This window comes from Sphingomonas sp. (genome assembly GCF_035758555.1).
GTDB lineage: Bacteria > Pseudomonadota > Alphaproteobacteria > Sphingomonadales > Sphingomonadaceae > Sphingomonas_B.
In genome coordinates, this window is sequence record NZ_DASTXI010000132.1 from 1 (window position 1) to 21,241 (window position 21,241).

23 protein-coding genes and 1 tRNA gene are annotated in these 21,241 nt (G+C 67.3%); 16 read left to right on the forward strand and 8 right to left on the reverse strand.

Annotated features, from left to right (window positions below; all coding sequences use genetic code 11):
* Positions 1–194: 194 nt before the first annotated feature.
* The 9 genes from VFT73_RS08085 to VFT73_RS08125 all read left to right on the forward strand — a co-directional run bounded on the left by VFT73_RS08085 (position 195) and on the right by VFT73_RS08125 (position 7,382).
* Positions 195–1,586, forward strand: a complete 1,392-nt coding sequence (locus VFT73_RS08085; protein ID WP_326409747.1) for an MATE family efflux transporter — start codon at positions 195–197, stop codon at positions 1,584–1,586.
* Positions 1,587–1,647: 61 nt separating this feature from the next.
* A complete protein-coding gene (locus VFT73_RS08090) occupies positions 1,648–2,100 on the forward strand; it encodes a response regulator (RefSeq protein WP_326409748.1) in 453 nt (150 codons plus the stop codon).
* 18 nt (positions 2,101–2,118) lie between these two features.
* Positions 2,119–2,553, forward strand: coding sequence for a MarR family winged helix-turn-helix transcriptional regulator (locus VFT73_RS08095; RefSeq protein WP_326409749.1), 435 nt, complete (start codon positions 2,119–2,121; stop codon positions 2,551–2,553).
* A 49-nt stretch (positions 2,554–2,602) separates the two neighbouring features.
* Entirely contained in the window at positions 2,603–3,646 is a 1,044-nt protein-coding gene (hppD, locus tag VFT73_RS08100; protein ID WP_326409750.1) for a 4-hydroxyphenylpyruvate dioxygenase, read from the forward strand.
* Between the two features lie 103 nt (positions 3,647–3,749).
* Positions 3,750–5,057, forward strand: coding sequence for a homogentisate 1,2-dioxygenase (gene hmgA, locus VFT73_RS08105; RefSeq protein WP_326409752.1), 1,308 nt, complete (start codon positions 3,750–3,752; stop codon positions 5,055–5,057).
* A complete protein-coding gene (locus VFT73_RS08110) occupies positions 5,054–5,413 on the forward strand; it encodes a cupin domain-containing protein (protein WP_326409754.1) in 360 nt (119 codons plus the stop codon). The genes hmgA and VFT73_RS08110 overlap by 4 nt, the downstream gene beginning before the upstream one ends.
* 96 nt (positions 5,414–5,509) lie before the next feature.
* Positions 5,510–6,517 (forward strand): fumarylacetoacetate hydrolase family protein, encoded by a 1,008-nt coding sequence (locus VFT73_RS08115; protein WP_326409755.1) that lies wholly within the window; start codon positions 5,510–5,512, stop codon positions 6,515–6,517.
* Between the two features lie 110 nt (positions 6,518–6,627).
* Positions 6,628–7,008: a Rieske (2Fe-2S) protein gene (locus VFT73_RS08120; protein WP_326409756.1), complete on the forward strand. Its 381-nt coding sequence runs from the start codon at positions 6,628–6,630 to the stop codon at positions 7,006–7,008.
* A gap of 26 nt (positions 7,009–7,034) precedes the next feature.
* A complete protein-coding gene (locus VFT73_RS08125; protein WP_326409757.1) occupies positions 7,035–7,382 on the forward strand; it encodes a cytochrome c family protein in 348 nt (115 codons plus the stop codon).
* 7 nt (positions 7,383–7,389) lie between these two features.
* On the opposite strand, the gene VFT73_RS08130 is transcribed toward VFT73_RS08125, so the two are convergent.
* Together VFT73_RS08130 and VFT73_RS08135 are read right to left on the reverse strand one after the other, a co-directional pair.
* Entirely contained in the window at positions 7,390–8,136 is a 747-nt protein-coding gene (locus VFT73_RS08130; RefSeq protein ID WP_326409758.1) for an SDR family oxidoreductase, read from the reverse strand.
* Positions 8,133–8,786: a glutathione S-transferase family protein gene (locus VFT73_RS08135; RefSeq protein ID WP_326409759.1), complete on the reverse strand. Its 654-nt coding sequence runs from the start codon at positions 8,784–8,786 to the stop codon at positions 8,133–8,135. The genes VFT73_RS08130 and VFT73_RS08135 overlap by 4 nt, the downstream gene beginning before the upstream one ends.
* Positions 8,787–8,863: 77 nt before the next feature.
* Here VFT73_RS08135 and VFT73_RS08140 point away from each other — a divergent pair, with 77 nt between their 5' ends.
* The 4 genes from VFT73_RS08140 to VFT73_RS08155 are packed head-to-tail and all read left to right on the forward strand — an operon-like array spanning position 8,864 to position 11,806.
* Complete coding sequence (locus tag VFT73_RS08140) at positions 8,864–9,400, forward strand: N-acetyltransferase (RefSeq protein WP_326409760.1); 537 nt, start codon at positions 8,864–8,866, stop codon at positions 9,398–9,400.
* Positions 9,401–9,454: 54 nt separating this feature from the next.
* Entirely contained in the window at positions 9,455–10,015 is a 561-nt protein-coding gene (locus tag VFT73_RS08145) for a DUF1285 domain-containing protein (protein ID WP_326409761.1), read from the forward strand.
* Positions 10,012–10,608: a CoA pyrophosphatase gene (locus VFT73_RS08150; protein ID WP_326409762.1), complete on the forward strand. Its 597-nt coding sequence runs from the start codon at positions 10,012–10,014 to the stop codon at positions 10,606–10,608. The genes VFT73_RS08145 and VFT73_RS08150 overlap by 4 nt, the downstream gene beginning before the upstream one ends.
* On the forward strand, positions 10,601–11,806 hold the full coding sequence (locus VFT73_RS08155; RefSeq protein ID WP_326409763.1) for a CCA tRNA nucleotidyltransferase: 1,206 nt from the start codon (positions 10,601–10,603) through the stop codon (positions 11,804–11,806). Before VFT73_RS08150 ends, VFT73_RS08155 begins: the two co-directional genes overlap by 8 nt.
* On the opposite strand, the gene VFT73_RS08160 is transcribed toward VFT73_RS08155, so the two are convergent.
* The 6 genes from VFT73_RS08160 to VFT73_RS08185 form a co-directional block, all read right to left on the reverse strand.
* On the reverse strand, positions 11,773–13,491 hold the full coding sequence (locus VFT73_RS08160; protein ID WP_326409764.1) for a putative bifunctional diguanylate cyclase/phosphodiesterase: 1,719 nt from the start codon (positions 13,489–13,491) through the stop codon (positions 11,773–11,775). The two genes, VFT73_RS08155 and VFT73_RS08160, sit on opposite strands and share 34 nt — an antisense overlap.
* A 56-nt stretch (positions 13,492–13,547) precedes the next feature.
* Positions 13,548–15,791 (reverse strand): DNA topoisomerase IV subunit A, encoded by a 2,244-nt coding sequence (parC, locus tag VFT73_RS08165; protein WP_326409765.1) that lies wholly within the window; start codon positions 15,789–15,791, stop codon positions 13,548–13,550.
* A gap of 70 nt (positions 15,792–15,861) precedes the next feature.
* Entirely contained in the window at positions 15,862–16,458 is a 597-nt protein-coding gene (locus VFT73_RS08170; RefSeq protein WP_326409766.1) for a hypothetical protein, read from the reverse strand.
* Positions 16,455–17,636 (reverse strand): M48 family metalloprotease, encoded by a 1,182-nt coding sequence (locus tag VFT73_RS08175; protein WP_326409767.1) that lies wholly within the window; start codon positions 17,634–17,636, stop codon positions 16,455–16,457. Before VFT73_RS08175 ends, VFT73_RS08170 begins: the two co-directional genes overlap by 4 nt.
* Positions 17,633–18,367, reverse strand: a complete 735-nt coding sequence (locus tag VFT73_RS08180) for a hypothetical protein (RefSeq protein ID WP_326409768.1) — start codon at positions 18,365–18,367, stop codon at positions 17,633–17,635. The genes VFT73_RS08175 and VFT73_RS08180 overlap by 4 nt, the downstream gene beginning before the upstream one ends.
* Positions 18,368–18,506: 139 nt before the next feature.
* Positions 18,507–18,704, reverse strand: coding sequence for a hypothetical protein (locus VFT73_RS08185; protein WP_326409769.1), 198 nt, complete (start codon positions 18,702–18,704; stop codon positions 18,507–18,509).
* A 141-nt stretch (positions 18,705–18,845) separates the two neighbouring features.
* Here VFT73_RS08185 and recJ point away from each other — a divergent pair, with 141 nt between their 5' ends.
* The 3 genes from recJ (at position 18,846) to VFT73_RS08200 (ending at position 21,150) form a co-directional block, all read left to right on the forward strand.
* Positions 18,846–20,630: a single-stranded-DNA-specific exonuclease RecJ gene (recJ, locus tag VFT73_RS08190; RefSeq protein WP_326409770.1), complete on the forward strand. Its 1,785-nt coding sequence runs from the start codon at positions 18,846–18,848 to the stop codon at positions 20,628–20,630.
* 10 nt (positions 20,631–20,640) lie between these two features.
* Positions 20,641–21,054 carry a VOC family protein gene (locus tag VFT73_RS08195; protein WP_326409771.1) on the forward strand — a complete coding sequence of 138 codons (414 nt, stop codon included), beginning with the start codon at positions 20,641–20,643 and terminating at the stop codon, positions 21,052–21,054.
* Positions 21,055–21,075: 21 nt separating this feature from the next.
* Positions 21,076–21,150, forward strand: a tRNA-Glu gene (locus VFT73_RS08200).
* The last annotated feature ends 91 nt before the right edge of the window (positions 21,151–21,241 follow it).

Consider the following 21,241-nt stretch of genomic DNA (forward strand, 5'->3'; position numbering starts at 1 on the left):
GTGTGGCGCGTCGGGCCGGGCGCGCTGGCGGTGATCGTCGATGTCGCCGAGCCGGCCTCGGCGCCCGGCATCCGCGAGCGGCTGCGGGATCTGCGCGGCGTCGTCCACCTGACGGTCCAGACGCATCCCGCTCCGGTGCCCGCCGAAGAAGGTTAGGCAGAGCCTTCGGTTTCGACTATGGCGGCCGGCTTGCCATGCACGCCCCTGCCGCCTCGAAAGCCCATCCGTGGCGTGATGAAGCTGCCGCCACCGCGCAGCTGGCGGGGCCGCTGATCCTGACGAATCTCGCCCAATCGGCGATCAACGCGACCGACGTGGTGCTGCTCGGCTGGCTCGGCGCGCGCGAGCTGGCGGCGGCCTCGATCGGCGTCAACCTGTTCATCGCTTTCCTGATCTTCGGCATGGGGCTGGTGATGGCGGCGTCGCCGATCATGGCGAAGCAGCTGGGCGCGCGCCGGCACAGCGTGCGGGAGACGCGCCGCACGGTCCGCCAGGCGATGTGGGCGGCGATCAGCATCACCGTCCCTGTGTGGCTGATCCTGTGGCACGCCGAGCCGATCCTGCGGCTGCTGGGGCAGGACCCGGCGCTTTCGGCCGATGCCGCGCGCTTCATCCGGCCGCTGATGTTCGGCTACCTGCCGGCGCTTGGATATCTGGTGCTGCGCGCCTTCGTCGCCGCACTGGAGCTGCCGGCCTGGGCGACGCTGGTCAGCGTCGCCGGCGTGATCTCGAACGCGGTGCTGAACTACGGCCTGATCTTCGGTGCCTGGGGGCTGCCGCGGCTCGGCCTGTTCGGCGCCGGGCTGGGCAGCACGATCACCCAGTCGCTGATGTTCATCGGCATGGCCATCGTCGTGACGCGCCACCACCGCTTCCGCCGCTACCGGCTGTTCGGCCGTTTCTGGCGGCCGGACTGGTCGCGCTACAAGGAGGTATGGCGGCTGGGCCTGCCGATCGCATTGACGCTCGGCCTTGAAGTCACCGTGTTCAATGCAGCCGTGTTCCTGATGGGGCTGATCGGCGCGACCTCGCTCGCGGCGCACGCGATCGCGATCCAGATTGCTTCGCTGACCTTCATGGTGCCGCTGGGCCTCAGCCAGGCGGTCACGGTGCGCGTGGGCCTTGCCTATGGCCGCGGGGACCGGGTCGGCGTCGCGCGCGCCGGCTGGACCGCGTTCGCGATGGGCACCGCGTTCATGGCGGCGATGGCCGTGCTGATGTACGCGATGCCGCACACGCTGGTCGGCATCTTCCTCGACGAGAGGCTGCCGCAGAACCGCGCGGTCGTGCCGCTCGCGGTCTCCTTCCTGTCCGTCGCGGCGCTGTTCCAGGTGTTCGACGGCGCTCAGTCGGTCGGCGCCGGCATGCTGCGCGGGCTGCAGGATACGACCGTTCCGATGATCTTCGCAGGCTTCGGCTATTGGGTCGTCGGCATGGGCACGGCGGTCTGGCTGGGCTTCGGACTCGGCTGGCAGGGATTCGGCATCTGGGTCGGTCTCGCCGCCGGGCTCGCGGTCGTGTCGGTGCTGATGCTCGCCCGCTGGCTGCGGCGCGAGCGGTTAACGCTGTTGGGACAGCCGGCGTGAACGTCTCGGTAATCTTTATACGATCATAAGCAAATCCAGCACTTTGAGCTGGTTGTGATTGATGCGTCTCGTTCGTGTTCTTGTCGTCGACGATTCGGTCACCATCCGCGCGATGATGCGGCAGGTGCTGGAAAGCGACCCTGAAATCCGCATTGCGGGCATGGCCGGCAGCGCGGACGAAGCCGAGCGGCTGCTCGACGAGACGCTGGTCGATGTGATCACCCTCGACGTCGAGATGCCGGGCCGCAGCGGACTCGACTATCTGCAGGACCTGCGCCGGCGCCGGCCAACGCCAGTGATCATGCTGTCCAGCTACACCGCGCGCGGCGAGGAAATGCGGGCAGAGGCGCTGCTGATGGGCGCCGCCGCCTGCTTCAACAAAGCCAACGCCATGCGAGAGAGAGAAAAACTGATCCGCCTCGTCAAGGACGCCGCTCATCGCGAATCGCGTCTCGACCGCGAGGATGTCGCCGCTGTGGCGGCGGCCGCCGCGGCATTGCGCGCCGCCGAATAGTTTCGCCATAAGGCGCCGATGCTGCGCCTCGACAAATTCCTGCCCTATCAGCTGTCGGTCACCTCAAACGCGGTCAGCAGCGCGATCGCGCGCACCTACGAAGTGCTGTTCGGGCTGCGCGTGCCCGAATGGCGGCTGATCGCGGTCCTCGCGGAACAGGAAGGCGTTACCCAACAGGCGCTGGTCGCTCGCACGGAGATGGACAAGATGACGGTCAGCCGCGCCGCCCAGGCGCTGGTCGCGCGCGGCCTGGTCACGCGCGTGCCGCACGGCCGCGACAAGCGCAGCCACGCGCTGGCGCTGAGCGAAGAGGGCCGCGCGCTCTATGCCCAGATTGCGCCCAAGGCGCTGGAGCTGGAGCAGAAGCTGCTGCAGGAGCTCGGCGCTCGCGAAGTCGCGCAGCTCAAGGCGACGCTCGCCAAGCTCAAGTCGGCGAGCCATGCGTTGCGGTGATTGGTAACGGCTGTTACTATCTACGCTCCCGATTCCAGGAGCAGAAGTGATGAGTGCCGACAACCCGCTGGGCCTGAACGGATTCGAATTCGTCGAGTTCACCTCGCCCGATCCGGACGCGATGGCAGCCCAGTTCGAACAGCTCGGATTCGTGGCGTCGCACCGGCATCCGCGCAAGAATATCACCCGCTACAAACAGGGCCGCATCAACCTGATGCTGAACCGCGACGAGACCGGCCGCGTCGCCGAATTCCGCAAGGCGCACGGCCCATCCGCCAGCGCGATGGCGTTCCGTGTTGCCGATCCCGCCAAGGCGCTGGAATGGGCGCTCGCGCACGGCGGCAAGGCAACCGAGGAAGACGATACCGTCATCGAAGGGATCGGCGGCTCATACCTCTATTTCATCCAGGACGGCACCGATCTCTACGCCGATTGGGAGGAGGTGCCCGGCTGGCGCGAGGCGGAGGCCGAGAACAATGTCGGGCTCGACCTGCTCGACCATCTGACCCACAATGTCCGCCGCGGCCAGATGCGCGTCTGGTCCGAATTCTACCGCGAGCTGTTCGGGTTCGAAGAGCAGAAATATTTCGACATCAAGGGCCAGGCGACCGGCCTGTTCAGCCAGGCCATGATCGCGCCCGACAAGGCGATCCGCATCCCGCTGAACGAAAGCCAGGACGACAAGAGCCAGATCGAGGAATTCATCCGCGAATATAAAGGCGAAGGCATCCAGCACCTCGCCCTCACCACGCCCGACATCTACGACACGGTCGAGCGGCTGCGCGCGCGCGGCGTGAAGCTGCAGGACACGATCGAGACCTATTACGAGCTGGTCGACAAGCGCGTGCCCGGCCATGGCGAGGACCTGGAGCGGCTGCGCAAGAACCGCATCCTGATCGACGGCAATGTCGGCGACGAAGGCATTCTGCTGCAGATCTTCACCGAAAACATGTTCGGCCCGATCTTTTTCGAGATCATCCAGCGCAAGGGCAATGAAGGCTTCGGCAACGGCAATTTCCAGGCGCTTTTCGAAAGCATCGAGCTGGACCAGATCCGGCGCGGCGTGATCAAGGTGGACGAGCCGGCGGAGTAACGCAGTTTCGTCACCCCGGACTTGATCCGGGGTCCACCTTCCTTGCCGCGATCGAGAAAAGGTGGATTCCGGGTCAAGCCCGGAATGACGATTGGAGAACGGGATGAACGTCCAGTCTGAAATTGCAGCCGTCACCGCGCCCTACATGCCCGGCTTCGGCAACCATGTGTCGACCGAGGCCATGCCCGGCGCATTGCCCATCGGCCGCAACAGCCCGCAAAAGCCGCCCTTCGGACTTTATGCCGAGCAGCTCTCCGGCACTGCCTTCACCGTTCCCAGGCACGAGAACCGGCGGTCATGGCTCTATCGCCTGCGCCCTTCGGCCGAGCATCCGCCCTACACCCGGTATCAAGGCGCGGGGCGGTTCGCGCCGGGCACGGTGGACGAGCCGTTGGCGCCCAACCGACTGCGCTGGGATCCAATCGCCGACGCACCCGCCGGCACCGATCTGATCGACGGCATCACGACCATGCTCGCCAACCGCGACCCCGCCGACCTGGAGGGCGTCGCGGTGCACATCTACGCGGCGGACCGCGACATGGAGCGCCGCGCCTTCGTCAACGCCGACGGCGAGATGATCCTGATCCCTGAGGATGGCCGCCTCGAGCTGCTGACCGAACTCGGCCGTATCGAGATCGCGCCCGGCCAGATCGCGCTGGTCCCGCGCGGCGTCCGCTTCCGGGCGCTGCTGCCGGACGGACGCGCGCGCGGCTACATCGCCGAGAACCATGGCGCACCGTTCCGCCTGCCGGACTTGGGGCCGATCGGCGCCAACGGGCTCGCCAATCCGCGCGATTTCGAGACGCCGGTCGCCTGGTTCGAGGACCGCGACGAGCCGTTCGAACTGATCCAGAAATATCTGGGCTCGCTCTGGACGACGACGCTCGACCATTCGCCGCTCGACGTGGTCGCGTGGCACGGCAATCTCGCGCCGTGCCGCTACGACCTGTCGCGGTTCAACACGATCAACACAGTCAGCTTCGACCATCCCGACCCGTCGATCTTTACGGTGCTGACTTCGCCCAGCGACGTGCCTGGCCGCGCCAATGCCGATTTCGTGATTTTCCCGCCCCGCTGGATGGTTGCCGAAGACACGTTCCGGCCGCCATGGTTCCACCGCAACGTGATGTCCGAGGCGATGGGACTGATTGCGGGCGCCTATGACGCGAAGGCCGAAGGATTCCGGCCGGGCGGCCTTTCCCTGCACAACATGATGTCCGGCCACGGGCCCGACGTCGCCAGCTGGCGCGGGGCAAGCGAGGCGGAGCTGAAGCCGCACAGGATCGACGGCACCATGGCGTTCATGGTCGAAAGCTGCTGGCCCTACCGGCTGACCGAATTTGCCCGCGATCACGCCCAGCCGGACTATGACGCGTGCTGGCAGGGCTTTCCGAAGGCGCGCATCGAATGAAGGTCCGCATCGACGACAAATTCGCCGCCTTCGCCGAGCATTGGCGGCCGAAGATCGTCGCCCAGGCGAACGGGCAGGATATCAGGCTGGTGAAGACCAGGGGCACCTTCCCCTGGCACAGCCATGCCGATGCGGAAGAGACGTTCCTGTGCTGGAAAGGCGAATTCCGCGTCGAGTTCCGCGACCATGTCGTGACGCTGGGCCCGGGCGAGATGGTCGTCGTTCCGCGCGGGGTTGAACACCGCACCGCAAGCGACGAAGAGGCCGAAGTGCTGATCTTCGAGCCGTCCGAAGTCGTGAACACGGGCGATGCGGAAGCTTCGGAGTTCACTGCGCCCGGCGGAATTCGTATTTAGATCGTCACCCCGGGCTTGACCCGGGGTCCACCTGCCTTTCCAGACCGGGGACCAAGAAGGTGGATCTCGGGTCAAGCCCGGGATGACGGAGGAACAATGAAACTTGCCAGCCTCAAATCCGGCCGCGACGGCCGCCTCGTGGTCGTGTCGCGCGACCTGCACTGGTGCGCGGATGCGTCCCACATCGCGCCGACGCTGCAGGCGGCGCTCGACGACTGGGCGGATGCGGCGCCGAAGCTGGAGCTGCTGGCGACCGACCTGGAGCATGAGGCGATCCCGCGCGAGCGCTTCCACGAGCGCGATGCCGCCGCCCCCCTGCCCCGCGCCTACCAATGGGCGGACGGCTCGGCCTATGTGAACCATGTCGAACTGGTGCGGAAGGCACGCGGCGCCGAGATGCCGGCGAGCTTCTGGACCGACCCGCTAATGTATCAGGGGGCTTCCGACAGTTTCCTTGGCCCCCGCGATCCCATCCCGCTGAAGGACGAGGGCTGGGGCTGCGACATGGAAGGGGAGATCTGCGTCGTCACGGGCGACGTGCCGCTGGGCGCGACGCGCGAGCAGGCGCTGGGCGCGATCCGGCTGGTGGGGCTGGTCAACGACGTATCCTTGCGCAACCTGATTCCCGGCGAACTGGCCAAGGGCTTCGGCTTCCTCCAGTCCAAGCCGGCCTCGACGCTGTCGCCGGTGATGGTCACGCCCGACGAGCTCGGGGCCGACTGGCGCGACGGCAAGCTGCACCGCCCGCTGCTGGTTACGCTGAACGGCAAGCCGTTCGGCCGCGCCGATGCCGGCGCCGACATGACCTTCGATTTCGGCACGCTGATCGCGCATGTGGCGAAGACGCGCAGCCTGGTGGCAGGATCGATCGTGGGCTCCGGCACCGTTTCCAACAAGGGCGCGGACGGCGGGCCCGGCAAGCCGGTCGGCGAAGGCGGGCTCGGCTATAGCTGCATCGCCGAGATCCGGATGATCGAGACGATCCAGACGGGCGGCGCCAAAACCCCCTTTCTCCGCCACGGCGACCGCGTGCGGATCGAGATGAAGGACGAAGCCGGCCACAGCATCTTCGGCGCAATCGAGCAGGAAGTGGTGGGCGGTTAGTGGATGGGGAGAAGAAGCTCGCTCGTCCCGAGCGAAGTCGAGGGGCGCCGGCACAGAGCCCGAGCAAACGCCCCTCGACTACGCTCGGGACGAACGGAGATGTTTGATCCTTGCACGACCGCCTCACCTCCACACCCGCGAACGTCCCGCTCTGCGCTCTCGCCGACCTGCCCAATCCGGGGGCGCGCAATTTCGTGCTGCAGATCGGCCGGCGCTATTTTCACGGCTTCGTCGTCCGCCGCGGCAAGACGGTCGCCGGCTATGTCGATCGCTGCCCGCATATGGGCCTGCCGCTCGCGCAAAAGCTGGACGATTACCTGACTCCTGACGGCGCGCTGATCGCCTGCAGCTGGCATGGCGCGCTGTTCCGGCCGGAGGACGGCGCCTGCGTTGGCGGGCCGTGCGCCGGTGCCGCGCTGACTCACTGGCCGGTCGAGGTGGTGAACGGCATCGTCCGCACGGCGGCTTGCGAATCCGGTTGCAACGGCTAGGCAGAATCCTCGGACGGAGGGTAGCAATGCGCAAAGGTTTGGCAGTGGTCGCGATCGTCCTGGGTGCGGGAAGCGCCTCGGCTCAGATGGACCCGAGCTTTGCGCAATGCGCGGCCTGCCACACGGTCGCGCCGAACCAGAACCGGCTCGGGCCGACGCTCTACAAGATCGTCGGCCGGCCTAAGGCGTCTGTGCCGGGCTTCTCCTACTCGCCGGCGATGAAGGCCCAGAAGGGCGTGTGGAGCGAGGCGGAGCTGAACGCCTATATCGAGAATCCGCGCGCCAAGGTTCCGGGCACGCGCATGGTGTATCCGGGTATAAAGGATGCGGCGAAACGCGCGCGGCTGATCGCCTGGCTAAAGAGTCAGAAGTAACTCCCGCTTACAGGAACTGCACGTCCCGCGGAAGGCCCAGGAAGCGCTGGCCGCCGTCCAGCACGATCGTCTGGCCCGTAAGGGTCGGCGTGGCGATCACGAAGCGGAGCGCCTCGACGATCTGTTCGACCGTCACGCCCCGCTCCAGTGCATTCATCCTGTGCACCGCGTCGAAATTCTCACGTGTCTGCGGCCCCGATACGAGCGTCACCGACGGCGCGATCCCGCACACGCGGATGCCGCGCCCGGCCAGCACGCGCGCGCTGAGCTCCGTTACGCCGGCGAAGGCCATTTTCGAGACAGTATAGGTGAAGAAGTCCGGGTTCGGCTGGGCGAGCTTCGCATCGAGCAGGTTGACGACCAGCGCGCCCTGCCCTTCCGGCACCACGCGCGCGAACGCCTGGGTCAGCAACGCGGGCGCGCGGGCGTTGACTGCCATGTGCCGGTCCCATTGCGCGGCGGTGAAGTCTTCGAATTGGTCGAGCGCGAAGCCGGCTGCGCTGTTCACGAGCAGACCCGCCGGCGGCAGGCCTTTGAGGGCTCCTATGATCGTCTCGGCCGCGCCCGGATCGGCAAGGTCGGCGCGAACGGTCGAGGCGCCGATCTCCTCCGCCAGCTTGGCCGCATCGGAGCTGTGGTGATGGATCAGCACATGCCAGCCGTCCGCCGCCAGCGCTCGCGCGATCGCGCAGCCGATCCGCCGCGCACCGCCGGTGACGATCGCCGTCCGCGGAGAGCCGAACTCCGGCGTCATGCCAGGGCGCTCGGCCGTGCGGACGCGCGCGCATGCCATGCCGCGAGCGCGGGCGGCAGGTTGCCGTCGGACAGTCGCGTCGCCTTCGCGAAATCGACCGTCATCAGCGCGGTCAGGTCGGCGAAGCTGTAGCTGTCGGTCGCGATCCACTCGCGCCCTTCAAGATGCTCGTCCAGCGTCTCGACGAACCAGCCCCACATATTCTGCCCGCGCATGACCAGCTCGGGCAGCTGCGGCACTGCCGGCCAATGGCCCGACAGGGCGCGGTCGACCATGTTCTTGTGGCGGTTGCGGAACGCGTAGACGACGCCGGCATAGCCCTCCGCCTCGATCTTGCGTGTCCATGCCTCGATGCGCCCGACCTCCAGCGCATCGCGGCCGAACAGCGGCGGATCGGGATGCAGCGCCTCCAGATAGCGGCAGATCGCGACCGAGTCGGCGATGCGCTCGCCATTGTCCAGCTCCAGCACCGGCACCGTGCCGCGCGGGTTCACCGACAGGAACGGCTCGCGCAGATTCTCGCCGCCGGCCAGATCGACGATCCGGCGCTCTATCGAAATCCCTTTTTCGGCCAGATACATGCGCACTCTGCGCGGATTGGGGGCCCAGACGGCATCGTACAGGATCACGGCGGGAACTTCTCCCTTCACATTCAGCTTTCATTCTGCGGCCTCGACGCTAAAGCGCGCCGCTCCGGGCGTCCATGCCCGGTGCAAGGAGCACATCATTGGCCGTAACCCTGACCCCGCTTTCCGATGCCGATCCCGAAGCCGTCGAAGCACTGCTCGACGCCGCGTTCGGTGCGGATCGACGCGGGCGCACGGCCTATCGATTGCGCGAAGGCGCGGTCGCGATTCCCGAGCTGAGCTTTGCCGCCTGGGAGGGCGCGCGGCTGGTCGGCACGCTGCAGAGCTGGCCGGTGGCGCTGCGCACGGCGGGCGGCAGCGACACGCTGGTGATGGTCGGGCCCGTCGCCGTGGTGCCGGACCTCCAGACGCAGGGGATCGGCAAGGCGCTGATGGCGGCACTGATCGACGCTGCGGAAACCACCGGCGCCGACGCGCTGATGATGATCGGCGACCCCGAATATTACGAGCGCTTCGGCTTCACCGCCGCGCCCGCCGCCGGCTGGCGCATCGACGGCCCTTACGAGCAGCGGCGCCTGCTGGCGCGAGTGCGGCGGGACGTGGCGCCGGAGGGGGAGCTTCGCTCGTGCCACTGCCGTGAAGACGGGAATCCACCTGCCTTCGAGACTGCTGCGTAGAAGAAGATGGATTCCGGCTTTCGCCGGAATGACGGGGTGAGCTACGGCACGATCATGCCCATGGCTGCCCCGCTCCCCGATCTGACAGGCCTCTCGCTCGCCGAGATCGCGCGGCTGGCTGCCGAGGCGAAGCTGCCGCCCGTCGAAAGCTGGAACCCGGCGCATTGCGGCGACAGCGAGATGCGGATCGCCCGCGACGGGACGTGGTTCCACCAGGGCTCGCCGATCGGCCGCATGCCGATGGTGAAGCTGTTCTCGACGATCCTGCGGCGTGAGCCGGACGGCTCCTATGTGCTGGTGACCCCTGTCGAGAAGCTCGACATCCAGGTCGACGACGCGCCGTTCGTCGCGGTCGAGGTGAAGAGCGAAGGCGAGGGTCAGGCCCGCCGCCTCGCTTTCCGGCTCAACACGGGCGACCTGGTCGTCGCCGGCCCCGACCATCCGCTTCGCTTCGAAGAAAAGGCGGACGGGCCGCACCCTTACCTGCTGGTCCGCAAAGGACTGGAGGCGCTGGTCGCACGCCCGGTCTATTACGAACTCGCCAACGCAGCGCTCGACGAAGGCGACACGCCGCCGGGCCTGTGGAGCGACGGCATGTTCTTTCCTGTCGCGTGAGCCTCGCGAACCAACTCCGTGCCGCGCTGGAGCGGAGCGGCGCGCGCGGGCCGGTGCTGATCGAGGGCGACATGCGCGACGCGGTGCTGGAGCCGGTCTCCGGCCTCACCCCGGCCGCAGTGCTGGTCGCCGTCACCGACCGTGCCGAGCCGGGCCTGATCCTCACCCGGCGCACCGAGACGCTGCGCCGCCATGCCGGGCAAGTTGCATTTCCCGGCGGCCGGATCGATCCCGGCGAGGACGCCGTCGCCGCTGCTTTGCGCGAGGCGAACGAGGAACTCGCGCTTCCGCCCGCGTGCGTGGAGCTGGTCGGGCCCGCCGACCGCTATGTGACCGTCACAGGCTTTCAGGTGACGCCCGTGATCGGCGTTGTCCCTCCGGACCTGCCGCTCACGCCCAGCGCCGCCGAGGTGGCGGACTGGTTCGAGGTGCCGCTCGCCTTCGTGCTCGATCCCGCCCATCATCTGGAACGCGAGGTCGATTGGCAGGGACGCCGCCGCCGCTATTACGAGATCATGTGGAACGAGCGGCGGATCTGGGGAGCGACGGCGGCGATGATCGTCAACCTGGCGCGGCGGCTGCGCGATGACTGAGCGCGTGGCGGTGCCGCCGGCTGGCTGGGACGCCGAAGGGCTTGCCCGGCTGGGCGAAGCGATCGGCTTCGGCGAAGGACGGAGCCGCTATATCGGCGGGTGGGTGCGCGACGCGCTGGCCGGTGTTCCGGCCGGCGATCTCGACATCGGCACGCAATTGTTGCCCGCCGAGGTCCGCAAAAGCGCCGATGCGGCGGGCCTGGGCGTCTGGACCAGCCCGTCCGGCCTCGCCCACGGCACGGTCGGCGTCACGATCGCGGGCAAGCCGGTCGAGGTCACGACGCTCCGCCGCGACGTCTCCACGGACGGACGCCGGGCGACCGTCGCCTTCACCGAAGACTGGGAGGAGGATGCAGGGCGCCGCGATTTCACGATCAACGCGCTCTCCGCCGATCCGCTGACCGGCGACGTCTTCGACTATTTCGGCGGCGTCGCGGACCTGCGCGCGGGGGTGGTCCGTTTCATCGGAGACCCGCTCCAGCGCATCGCCGAGGATCACCTGCGCATCCTGCGCTTCTTCCGTTTTCATGCCCGTTTCGGCCGCGGCATGCCCGAGCCGGCCGCTTACGACGCGTGCGCGGCGCGGGCGAACGATCTGATGGCGCTCAGCCGCGAGCGTATCGCCGACGAATTGCTGAAACTGCTCGGCTGCGGCGTCCCGGTCCCGGCCGTCGGCTTCATGCTGGCGCGCGACGTGCTGAAGCCGGTGCTGCCTGAAATCGGCGCCGCTGGCCTGGATCGCCTCGAACAGCTGGTCGCGGCGGAGCGGGCTGCCGGGCTTGCCGGCGATCCGGTGCGGCGGCTGGCCGCCCTCGTCCCCCAGGACCCCGCGAGCGCCGAAGACATTGCCGCGCGGCTGAAGCTGTCGAATGCGATCCGGAAGCGGCTGGCCCTTGCCGTTTCGCCTTCCACCGAGCCGCCCGAAGTGCTTGCCTATCGGATCGGTACGGTGAATGCCGTGGACCGCCTGCTGCTGTCGGGGCGCCCAGACGATGCGGCGAGCATGGCCGGCTTGCAGCCGCCACGCCTGCCGATCTCGGGCGGGGCGCTGGTCGCGCGCGGCGTCGGCGCCGGTCCGCTGGTGGCCAAGGGCCTGAAGATGGTCGAGGATCGCTGGGTGACGGAGGGCTTTCCCGACCGGGGCCGCGTCGAGCAGATCGCCGATCAGGTCGCGGCCGAATTGCTCCGCGACCAATAGGCGAAGGCTGCCTCGGCATCGAGCGGGGCGGCGTAGTAATAGCCTTGCGCGCGCGTGCAGCCGAGCGCGGTCAGCGTTTGCGACAGCTCCAGCGTCTCGACGCCCTCGGCAGTGGTCCGAAGCCCCAGCGCCTGGGCAAGCGACAATATCGCGCGGACGATCGCCACCTTGTCGCGGTCTCCCAGCATACCGGTCACGAAACTCTGGTCGATCTTCAGCACGTCGATCGGCAGCCGCTGCAGATAGGCGAGATTGGAATAGCCCGTACCGAAATCGTCGAGCGCGATCGTGGCGCCGATCGAGCGCACCGCTTCCATCGCCTTGGCCGCCCGGTCTGGATCGGCAACGATGGCGCTTTCCGTCAGCTCCAGCGCGACCCGCTCAGGCGCGACATTGTGCGCACGCACCGATTGGGCCAGCATCGCCGGCACATCGTCGCGCGCGACCTGGATCGCGGAGACATTGACGGCCATGGTGACAGGAATCGATTTGCCCGCCATCCGGTCCCAGGTGCCGAGCGTGCGCATCGCCTCGTCGAGCGCCCAGCGGCCGAGCGGCAGGATCAGGCCCGATTCCTCGGCGACGGGAATGAAGGTCGAAGGCGGGATGTCGACGCCGTCCTCGCGCCAGCGCGCCAGCGCCTCGAAACCGCACACCCGGCCGGTGCCCAGTTCGATGACGGGTTGATAGGCAAGCGTCAGCCGCTCCGCCTCGATCGCGCGGCGAAGGCAGGTTTCGATCGTGAATTGCTGCCGGGCGATGTCGAGCGCCTGGGGCTGGTAGAGCTCCGTCGTGCCGCTCGCCTTGGCGCGCTTCAGCGCGAATTGGGCGCGGCGGATCAGTTCGTCGGCGGTGCAGTCACCGGCATGCACCGCACAGCCGACCGCGCAGCCGATCCGGATTTCGAGCTCGGACAGGCGGTACGGCGCCGCCAGCACGGCGCTGATCCGCTCCGCCACCGCCAGCACTTCGTCCGGACCGTCCTTCACGGTCGCGAACACGCCGAACTCGTTCCCGCCGGTCCGGGCGAGCACGTCGCCGGCGCGCATCGTCGACAGCAGTCGCCGCGCGACCGTGATCAGCAGCTCGTCGCCGACCACATCGCCGATCGATTCGTTGATGCGGCTGAACCGGGTCAGGTCGATCGCGAGCACCGCGATCCCGCCGGCTTTCGCCTGTTCCAGCACTGCCTCCAGCTGATCGCCGAACCCGGCCCGGTTCGGCAGTCCGGTCAGGCTGTCGCTGAACATTTCGAGCCGGAGGTTCTTTTCGGCCGCGCGCTCGGCGGTGCGGTCGAGCAAGGTCAGCAGGCAGCGGGTTCCGCGCGTCTGGATCGTGAACAGCCGCGCCGCACGCACGCTGTACTGGCGGCCCGAAATCAGATCGCCGTCGACCCATTCCAGATCGAGGATCGTCTCTTCGCCCCGCAGAAACTCGGCGAGCGCTTCGCGGAAGTCGCAACGGTCCAGCAGCGAATCGTCGGCAGTCCCCAGGCGCCTGAACTCTGTATTGCCATCGATCAGCTGAAGGCCGTCGCCGCCGATTCCGACCACGGCCCCTGCAAGCGGGAGCGCTTCGAGGAACGGCCGCCGAAGCTGCTCTGCCTGGTGCGCGAGGATGACCGGATTCAGCGTGGCGGCATCGCGCCGCCCGCGGTCCTGTTTGACTGTCGCCGACCCACCCATCGCCTCCGCCCCTAGAAGAGCGATGGTTAAGGGCGCCTAAACCGCTCTGCAGCGCATTACCCGAAGCGGTTGTCGCGCGGAAAGCCGATCGGCGCCATCCGGCCGGCGGCGCCGCGCGCGCTGCGCCATGGCGACAGGTCCGCTTCGCTGCGCGTGCGGCCGCTGCCGCCGCCCATCGACCAGCTGAGACCATCGGCGAAACTGAGCGCGATCGCATCGGACAAGCCGCCGTCGCGATAGCGCTGCAGCGTCACGCCCTGGCCGCGGCTCATTTCGGGCAGCTCCGACAGCGGAAACAGCACCATCTTCCGGTTGTCGCCCACGACCGCGACATAATCCGCCTCGTCAGGCACGCGCCGGACGATCTTCAGCTTCGCGCCCGGGCGGAGGTTGACCAACTGCTTGCCCTTGCGGGTCTCCGCAATCGCATCCTCGACCTTGGCAAGGAACCCACGCCCGTCCGAAGACGCCAGCAGCAGCTTGCCGGCGCCGGCCGCGAAACAGGCGGCGACGCCCACCTGCCCGTCCAGGTCGATCATCAGCCCGATCGGTTCGCCGAACCCGCGCCCGCCCGGCAATTTGTCGCCCGCGAGCGTGTAGAAGCGTCCGTTTTCCGCCGCGATCAGGATCTTGTCCGTGGTCTGGGCATGGAATGCGAACGCCGGGCCGTCGCCCTCCTTGAACTTCATCGTCTCGGCAGAGGCAAGGTCGGCGTGACCCTTCAGCGCCCGGATCCAGCCGCGCTGCGACAGCACGACGGTGATCGGCTCCTTGTCGATCATCGCCTCCCGCGCATATTCGCGCGCCGGGCCCGCTTCCTCGATCGTCGTGCGCCGCTTGCCGAGCGCCGTGTCGGGACCGTAGCGCTCCTTCAGCACGGCAAGATCGCGCTTCATCCGCGTTCTTTGCCGCGCCGGGCTCGCCAGCAAGGCGGTGAGGCTCTCGCGCTCATCCTCCAGCTTCGCACGCTCGCCCTTGATTTCCATTTCCTCGAGCCGCCTCAGTGAGCGCAGCCGCATGTTGAGGATCGCTTCGGCCTGCCGGTCGGACAGCGAGAATTCCGCCATCAGCACCGGCTTCGGCTCGTCCTCGGTGCGGATGATCGCGATCACCCGGTCGAGGTTCAGATAGGCGACCAGATAGCCGTCGAGCAGCTCGATCCGGTCGCCGATCTTCGCCAGCCGATGCTCGGACCGGCGGCGCAGCACCTCGAATTGGTGATGCAGCCAGCCTTCCAGCACGGCTTTCAGCCCCAGCACGCGCGGCGTGCGGTGCGCGTCGAGCACGTTCATGTTCAGCGGCACGCGCACTTCCAGGCCCGACATGCGGAACAGGCTGTCCATCAGCATGTCCGGATCGACGGTGCGGCTGCGCGGCTCCAGCACGATCCGCACCTCGGCGTCGGATTCGTCGCGCACGTCCTCAAGGATCGGCAGCTTCTTGTCGTTGATGAGCGCCGCGATCTCCTCGATCAGCTTACCCTTCTGCACGCCGTAGGGGATCTCGGTCACCACCGCGACCCAGGTGCCGCGGCCGGTATCCTCCTTCGTCCAGCGCGCGCGCACCCGGAACGTGCCGCGCCCGGTCGCGTAAGCTTCCGCGATGGCGCCGGGGCCGTCGACGATGATGCCGCCGGTCGGGAAATCGGGGCCCTTCACATGTTCCAGCAGCTGTGCCGGCTCGGCGTTCGGCTGGTCGATCAGCAGCATCGCCGCGTCGATCAGCTCGGCGGCATTGTGCGGCGGGATCGACGTCGCCATGCCCACCGCGATCCCGCTGGCGCCGTTGGCGAGCAGGTTCGGGAACAGGCCGGGCATGATCTCCGGCTCTTCCTCCTCGCCATTATAGGTCGGGCGGAAATCGACCGTGCCTTCGTCGAGGCCGGCCATCAGGTCGATCGCGACCTGGGTCAGCCGCGCCTCGGTGTAGCGATAGGCTGCCGCGTTATCGCCGTCGATGTTGCCGAAATTGCCCTGCCCGTCGACCAGCGGATAGCGCAGCGCGAACGTCTGCGCGAGCCGGACCATCGCGTCATAAACAGACTGGTCGCCATGGGGATGGTACTTACCGATTACGTCGCCGACGACGCGCGCGCATTTCTTGTACCCCGCCGCCGGATCGAGCCGCAGCAGCCGCATCGCCCAGAGCAGCCGCCGATGGACGGGCTTCAACCCGTCGCGCAGGTCCGGCAGCGAACGCGCGGTGATCGTGGACAGGGCATAAACGAGATAACGCTCGGAAAGCGCACTATCGAACGGGGCGTCGGCAATGGCGTCAAACGGATCGGCGAGGTCGGTCATTTCTTCCCGATAGCAAGTCGGGCGCACGCGGCAAAAGCGAATGCGCTCGATTTGCTGTGGATGGCCGTCCTCAGTTGACCTTTGCGCTGTCCATCACGCTTTCAGCTGCCGCAAGGTGCGCACCGAAATAATGCAGCGCGGTCGCGACATAGGTGATCATGTACAGCTTGCCGCCGACAATCGCACCTCGCGCTTCGCCCCTCCGCGTGATTTCCTCGTCCGGCTTGGTGAATCGAAAGGTGAACCGAAAACCTTTGTGGCCGGCAAAGTCGGCCGGCTCCATCGCTTCAACTGCAAAGTCTGGCGATCCCGTCAGAATCCGCACCGTCTGTTCGTACATCTGGGCAACATCGGTCGGCAGCATCGCGCCGTTGAATTTGGGGAGCGGCTTGTCCTTCTTGTTCCGTTCCTTCGCGATCGGCTCGCCACTGGCGATACCGCCCAGAAAATCGATGCTGTTGAGGATCGGCCCGTCGTAGCTCCACGACTCCCCTTTTTTGGACAGGCGGGTTGAAGACCTGTTCCAACCGTCGCCCGGCACGACCGTCAGGCTGCTCTTGGCAACGGCGACCCGCTGCGTGGCGGGCAGCAGCTTCCAGCCCGCGCTGAGCGGCGAGGCGGAGACGGCAAGCGCGATGCCCAGACTGATAACGAGCTTCTTCATCACGATCCCCCAATCATCGTCAGCATCGCCTTGTCCGATGCGTCCGGATTCCGTTGCAGATATTCCGCAATAGCCGCCTTCGCGCCGGTCACGTCGCCGGCGCGAGCCAGCGCAAGCCCCAGCCCGCGCCACACGGTAGCCGGCGCATCGGATTGCGTCGCAGCTTCGCGATAGAAGGCAGCCGCCCGTTCGAAATCGCCGGACTGGCCACGATAGCGATAAAGCTCGCCGCGTGCGTAGAGCAGTTGCCCGTTCCAGCCGTCCCGCGCCAGGTTCGATAGCAGGTATTCGCTGGTCCCGAAGTCGTTGAGCTTGATCTGGTCTTCGATCAGCAACGGCCAGATCGGCGCCAGGGCGGTCCTGTAGTCCGCCACTCCGTCAAAAGCCTTGTCCGATGGTGCCGCCTCGGCCGCCGCGCGAAGATAGGTCATCCGCTCGACATCCATCGGGTGCGTCGAAAACGGCCCGCGATAGGCGTCTTTCTTGCTCCTGATCCCCAAAGCCGCCGCGCGGGCGTCCTCTTCCTCGCGGTTGTGCGCCCAAAAATCGCTTGCGGCCATGGTACGATAGCCGCCTCGCCCCATCAGAGCGAGACCGCCCAGATCGGCTTCCCGCTCCTGATCGCGATTAAAGCTTGCGACCGACGCGCCAAACAGCGGGTAGAAATTGGCTCCCGCGCCGGCGCCGATCGAGAGCACTGTCAGCCAGGCAGCCCAGCCGCTTGCGTTTCGGGCGGCCTTCCATTGGTTCAATGTGTGGCGCTTCTCGAAATGCGTGAATTCATGTCCCAGAACGGCAGCCAACTCCGCCTCGTCGCGAAGGCGCAGCAGGAGGCCCGACCAAATGACGGTCATGCCATTGGGCGACATGAAGGCGTTGGCGGCCGGATTCCGGACGAGATAGAGCCGCAGGTTCGCGCATGCGTCGGCGGTCGTCACCCGACAAAGCACGGATCGCAGATACGCGTTGACACCGGGATCCCGGATCAAGAGTTTCGAATCCTGAAGCTTCCGCTCCGCCTCGGCCTGCTCGGCCCACAAACCCTGTTCGTCGACGCCGATAGGCTGGTAGCCGGCGGCGGAAGGCGATCCGACCGGCTTCGGGTCCACAGCCGCAGCCTGGATTGACGACAGCAGCGCACCTGCGGCAGCGAACACGCCCAGAGGGCGCATCATTTTCATTTTCCGCCGCCGACCGTCAGGATGACGTTGCCCGGCTGCGGGAAGTCCTCCATCAGCTGAGCGACGCGCTTGGCTGCGCCATCCGGCTCGCGCACGTCGCCGCCCATGCGGAAATCCGCGTTGATCCAGACCAGGTCGCCCGTCTTCAGATCAACCAGACCCGCATAGCCGATATGAACGCCGGACTGGACGCCTACACCGGCACCGGCCGCGAACAGCTGCAGCAGCTTGCGTCCGGTCGAGCCGAAAGCATCTTCGGTATAGATGAACAGGCCATAGTCGCCGCCGCCAAGTTCTCCCAGCCGCGATACCCCTGAACCCAGCGTGTATTCGAAGCCGGTAATCTTTGTCGGCAGACGATTGCCCTTGAACAGCCGATGCTGCAGCACCGTCAGCGCCACTCCCTTGAACAGCGCCCGATAGTCGGCCAGCACGGACGCGTTGTCGCCTACAAGCTCGGGCATGAAGACGACTTCGCTCGACCCGCCCGGCTTTGCCGCGACCAATGCCTCGCCGAGCAACTTGCGCGCACTCGCCGTCCATTCAGCATTCGGCGTCACGACGCCGCCGGCCGATTGGGACCCGACCTTCACATCGGGCCGAAAGACCAGGATTTTAACCGCCTTGCCGACCGGCATCGAAAAGCCCGGCTTCACTGCGGCCTTTTCCTGCGCGAGCGCAGGCGCAGCGACCAACGCGCAGGCGATCGCCAGCGCACGCACCACTTTCATGGAATCCCCCGTTTTATTCCCCCGTTCGCGGCCAATCTAAGCGCGGTTCTTAACGTACGGCAAGATGGATTCCGCTCCGGTCTGGAGCAGCTTAAAGGCTAATGGGCAGCGGCGCCTCCCGCCACCGCCACCCCGTTTCTCAGCGGCCGCGGAGCGTGTTCAGCAGCGCGACGCCGACGACGCCGGCCAGGGTTGCGGTTGCCCAGCGGTGTTCCTTCGCGAACGCCTTCGCCTTGCCGACCAGATCGTTGTTGCCGATCGCGTTTTTCAGCGAATCCATGCTGCTCGCGCTGCGGGTGCTGCTGTTGTCGTTCTGCGGTTGAGCGGCGGTTGCCATTTGAACGTCTCCTTTATTCACCTCTTTCAACGCGCAGGCCTGCCCGCGTGTCCCGAAAGGAAAATCAACGCGCCGCGGTTGTGGACCGTTCGGCCCTTGGGCTTGCGGGCAGCGCCGGCTTGATTCACAGCTTCGTCCGAGATGAACTTCATCACGTCCGAGCCGCGCCTGGCACTGGGGGTCCGGCGCTCGATCCTGGGGCAGCCGTGGCACTGGCGCGGGATGCCGGCCGACGATCTCGACGCGAGCTTCGCGCCCGATGATCTGGTCACGCGGCTGCTGCTGACGCGCGGCTGCCCGCGCGATGCGATCGAGGCGCACCGCGCGCCGACGATCCGCGGCTTCATGCCCGATCCGTCGATCTTCCGCGACATGGACAGGGCCGCCGAACGATTGGCCGATGCGGTCGAGGCTGGCGAGCCGGTCACCATCTTCGGCGACTACGACGTCGATGGCGCGACTTCTGCCGCGCTGCTGATCCGCCTCCTGCGCGCACTCGGCCTGGCGCCCGCCGCCTATATTCCCGACCGGCTGATGGAGGGCTATGGTCCCTCAGGCGAAGCGCTGGTGCGGATCGCGAGCGGCGGCACTCGGCTGATCGTCACTGTCGATTGCGGCGCGCAGGCATTCGAGGCGCTCGCGATGGCACGCGAAGCGCAAGCCGACGTGATCGTCGTCGACCACCACAAATGCGCGGCCGAGCTGCCCGTCGCCTTCGCGCTGGTGAACCCGAACCGGCTCGACGAAGGCGACGGCGCCGCGCACGGCCATCTGGCGGCGGTTGGTGTCGCTTTCCTGCTTGGCGCGGCGTTGCTTAGGACGCTCCGCACGCGCGGCTTCTTCGCCGCGCGGCCGGAGCCGAAGCTGATCGAGCTGCTCGACCTGGTCGCGCTCGGCACCGTCGCCGACGTCGCCCAGCTCCGCGGCCTCAATCGCGCGTTCGTGGCGCAGGGGCTGAAGGTCATGGCCGGGCGCCGCAACATCGGCCTGGCCGCGCTCGCCGAAGCTGCAAGGCTGACGCGGGCGCCGCTGTGCCACGATCTCGGCTTCGCGCTCGGCCCCCGGATCAATGCCGGCGGCCGCGTCGGCAAGTCCGATCTGGGCGTCCGTCTGCTGACCACCGAAGATGCCGATGAAGCGCGCGCGATCGCCGCCGAGCTGGACGCGCTGAACGAGGAGCGCCGCGCGATCGAGGCGGAAGTCCAGGAGGCAGCGGAGACCGCCTGCCGCGCGGCCGGCTACGCTTCCGTCCACATTGCCGCCGGACATGGCTGGCATCCGGGCGTGATAGGGATCGTCGCGGGCCGGCTGAAGGAAAAGCTCGGGCGGCCGGCGATCGTGATCGGCATCGACGAAACCGGCACCGGAAAAGGCTCCGGCCGCTCTATTCCGGGCGTCGACCTGGGCGCGGCGGTGCTGGCCGCGAAGGATCACGGCCTGCTCGTCGCCGGCGGCGGCCACGCAATGGCGGCGGGCCTGACGGTCGCCGCCAACCGGATCGAGCCGTTCCGCGCGTTCCTGGAGGAGCGGCTTGCCGACGACGTCGCCCGCGCCGCTTCTGCCCGCGCGCTGCAGCTCGACGCGTCGCTTGCGCCGCGCGGCGTAACGGCGGAGCTGGTCGACGCGTTCGACCTGGCCGGCCCTTACGGTATGGGCTGGGCCGCACCGCGCATCGCGGCCGGTCCTGTGCGCGTCGTCAAGGCCGACGTGGTCGGCAAAGGACATGTTCGAGCAATCCTCTCCGGCAACGACGCCGCCAGCCTGAAGGCGGTCGCGTTCCGCGCGGCCGACGGCGAGCTTGGCCAGGCACTGCTGGGCGCGCCGGGTGACCGCAGGCTGTGGGTCGCCGGCCGCCCGAAGGTCGACGAATGGGGCTCGCGCCGCACCGCCGAACTCCACCTCGACGACGCCGCCTGGTGCGATTGAGGAAGCGCAGATGTTCAGCCACGTCACGCTCGGCAGGAACGATCTCAACCGCGCCCGCCGCTTCTACGCGCCGGTGATGGCCGCGCTCGGCCTGAGCGAGCCGTTTCAGGCGCCGAACCTGATCGTCTATGGCGACATGACCAGCCCGAAGCTCTTCATCGTCACGCCGTTCGATGGCGGCGAGGCGACGGTCGGCAACGGCACCCATGTCGCCTTGCTCGCCGCCTCCCGCGCGATCGTCGACGCATTCCATTCAGCAGCGCTGGCGAACGGCGGCAGCGACGAAGGCGCGGCCGGCCTTCGTCCGCACTACCACCCAATTATTATGGCGCCTATGTCCGCGATCCGGACGGCAACAAGCTCCAGGCGGTCTGCCACAGCCGCCGGGGCTGAGCGGCTTGACCGGCGCACGGCGATTCAATAGGGCGCGCGGACCACGCTTTACGGCCCCTTCGTCTAGCGGTCAGGACGCGGCCCTTTCACGGCTGAAACACGGGTTCGATTCCCGTAGGGGTCACCATCCGATGACTTAGTCAGCGCGGGCGGTTCCTTTGCTTGTGCGCTGGTTCATAGTCGCGCTCCCGTCGACAAGCGAAAATGTTCGCCTATGG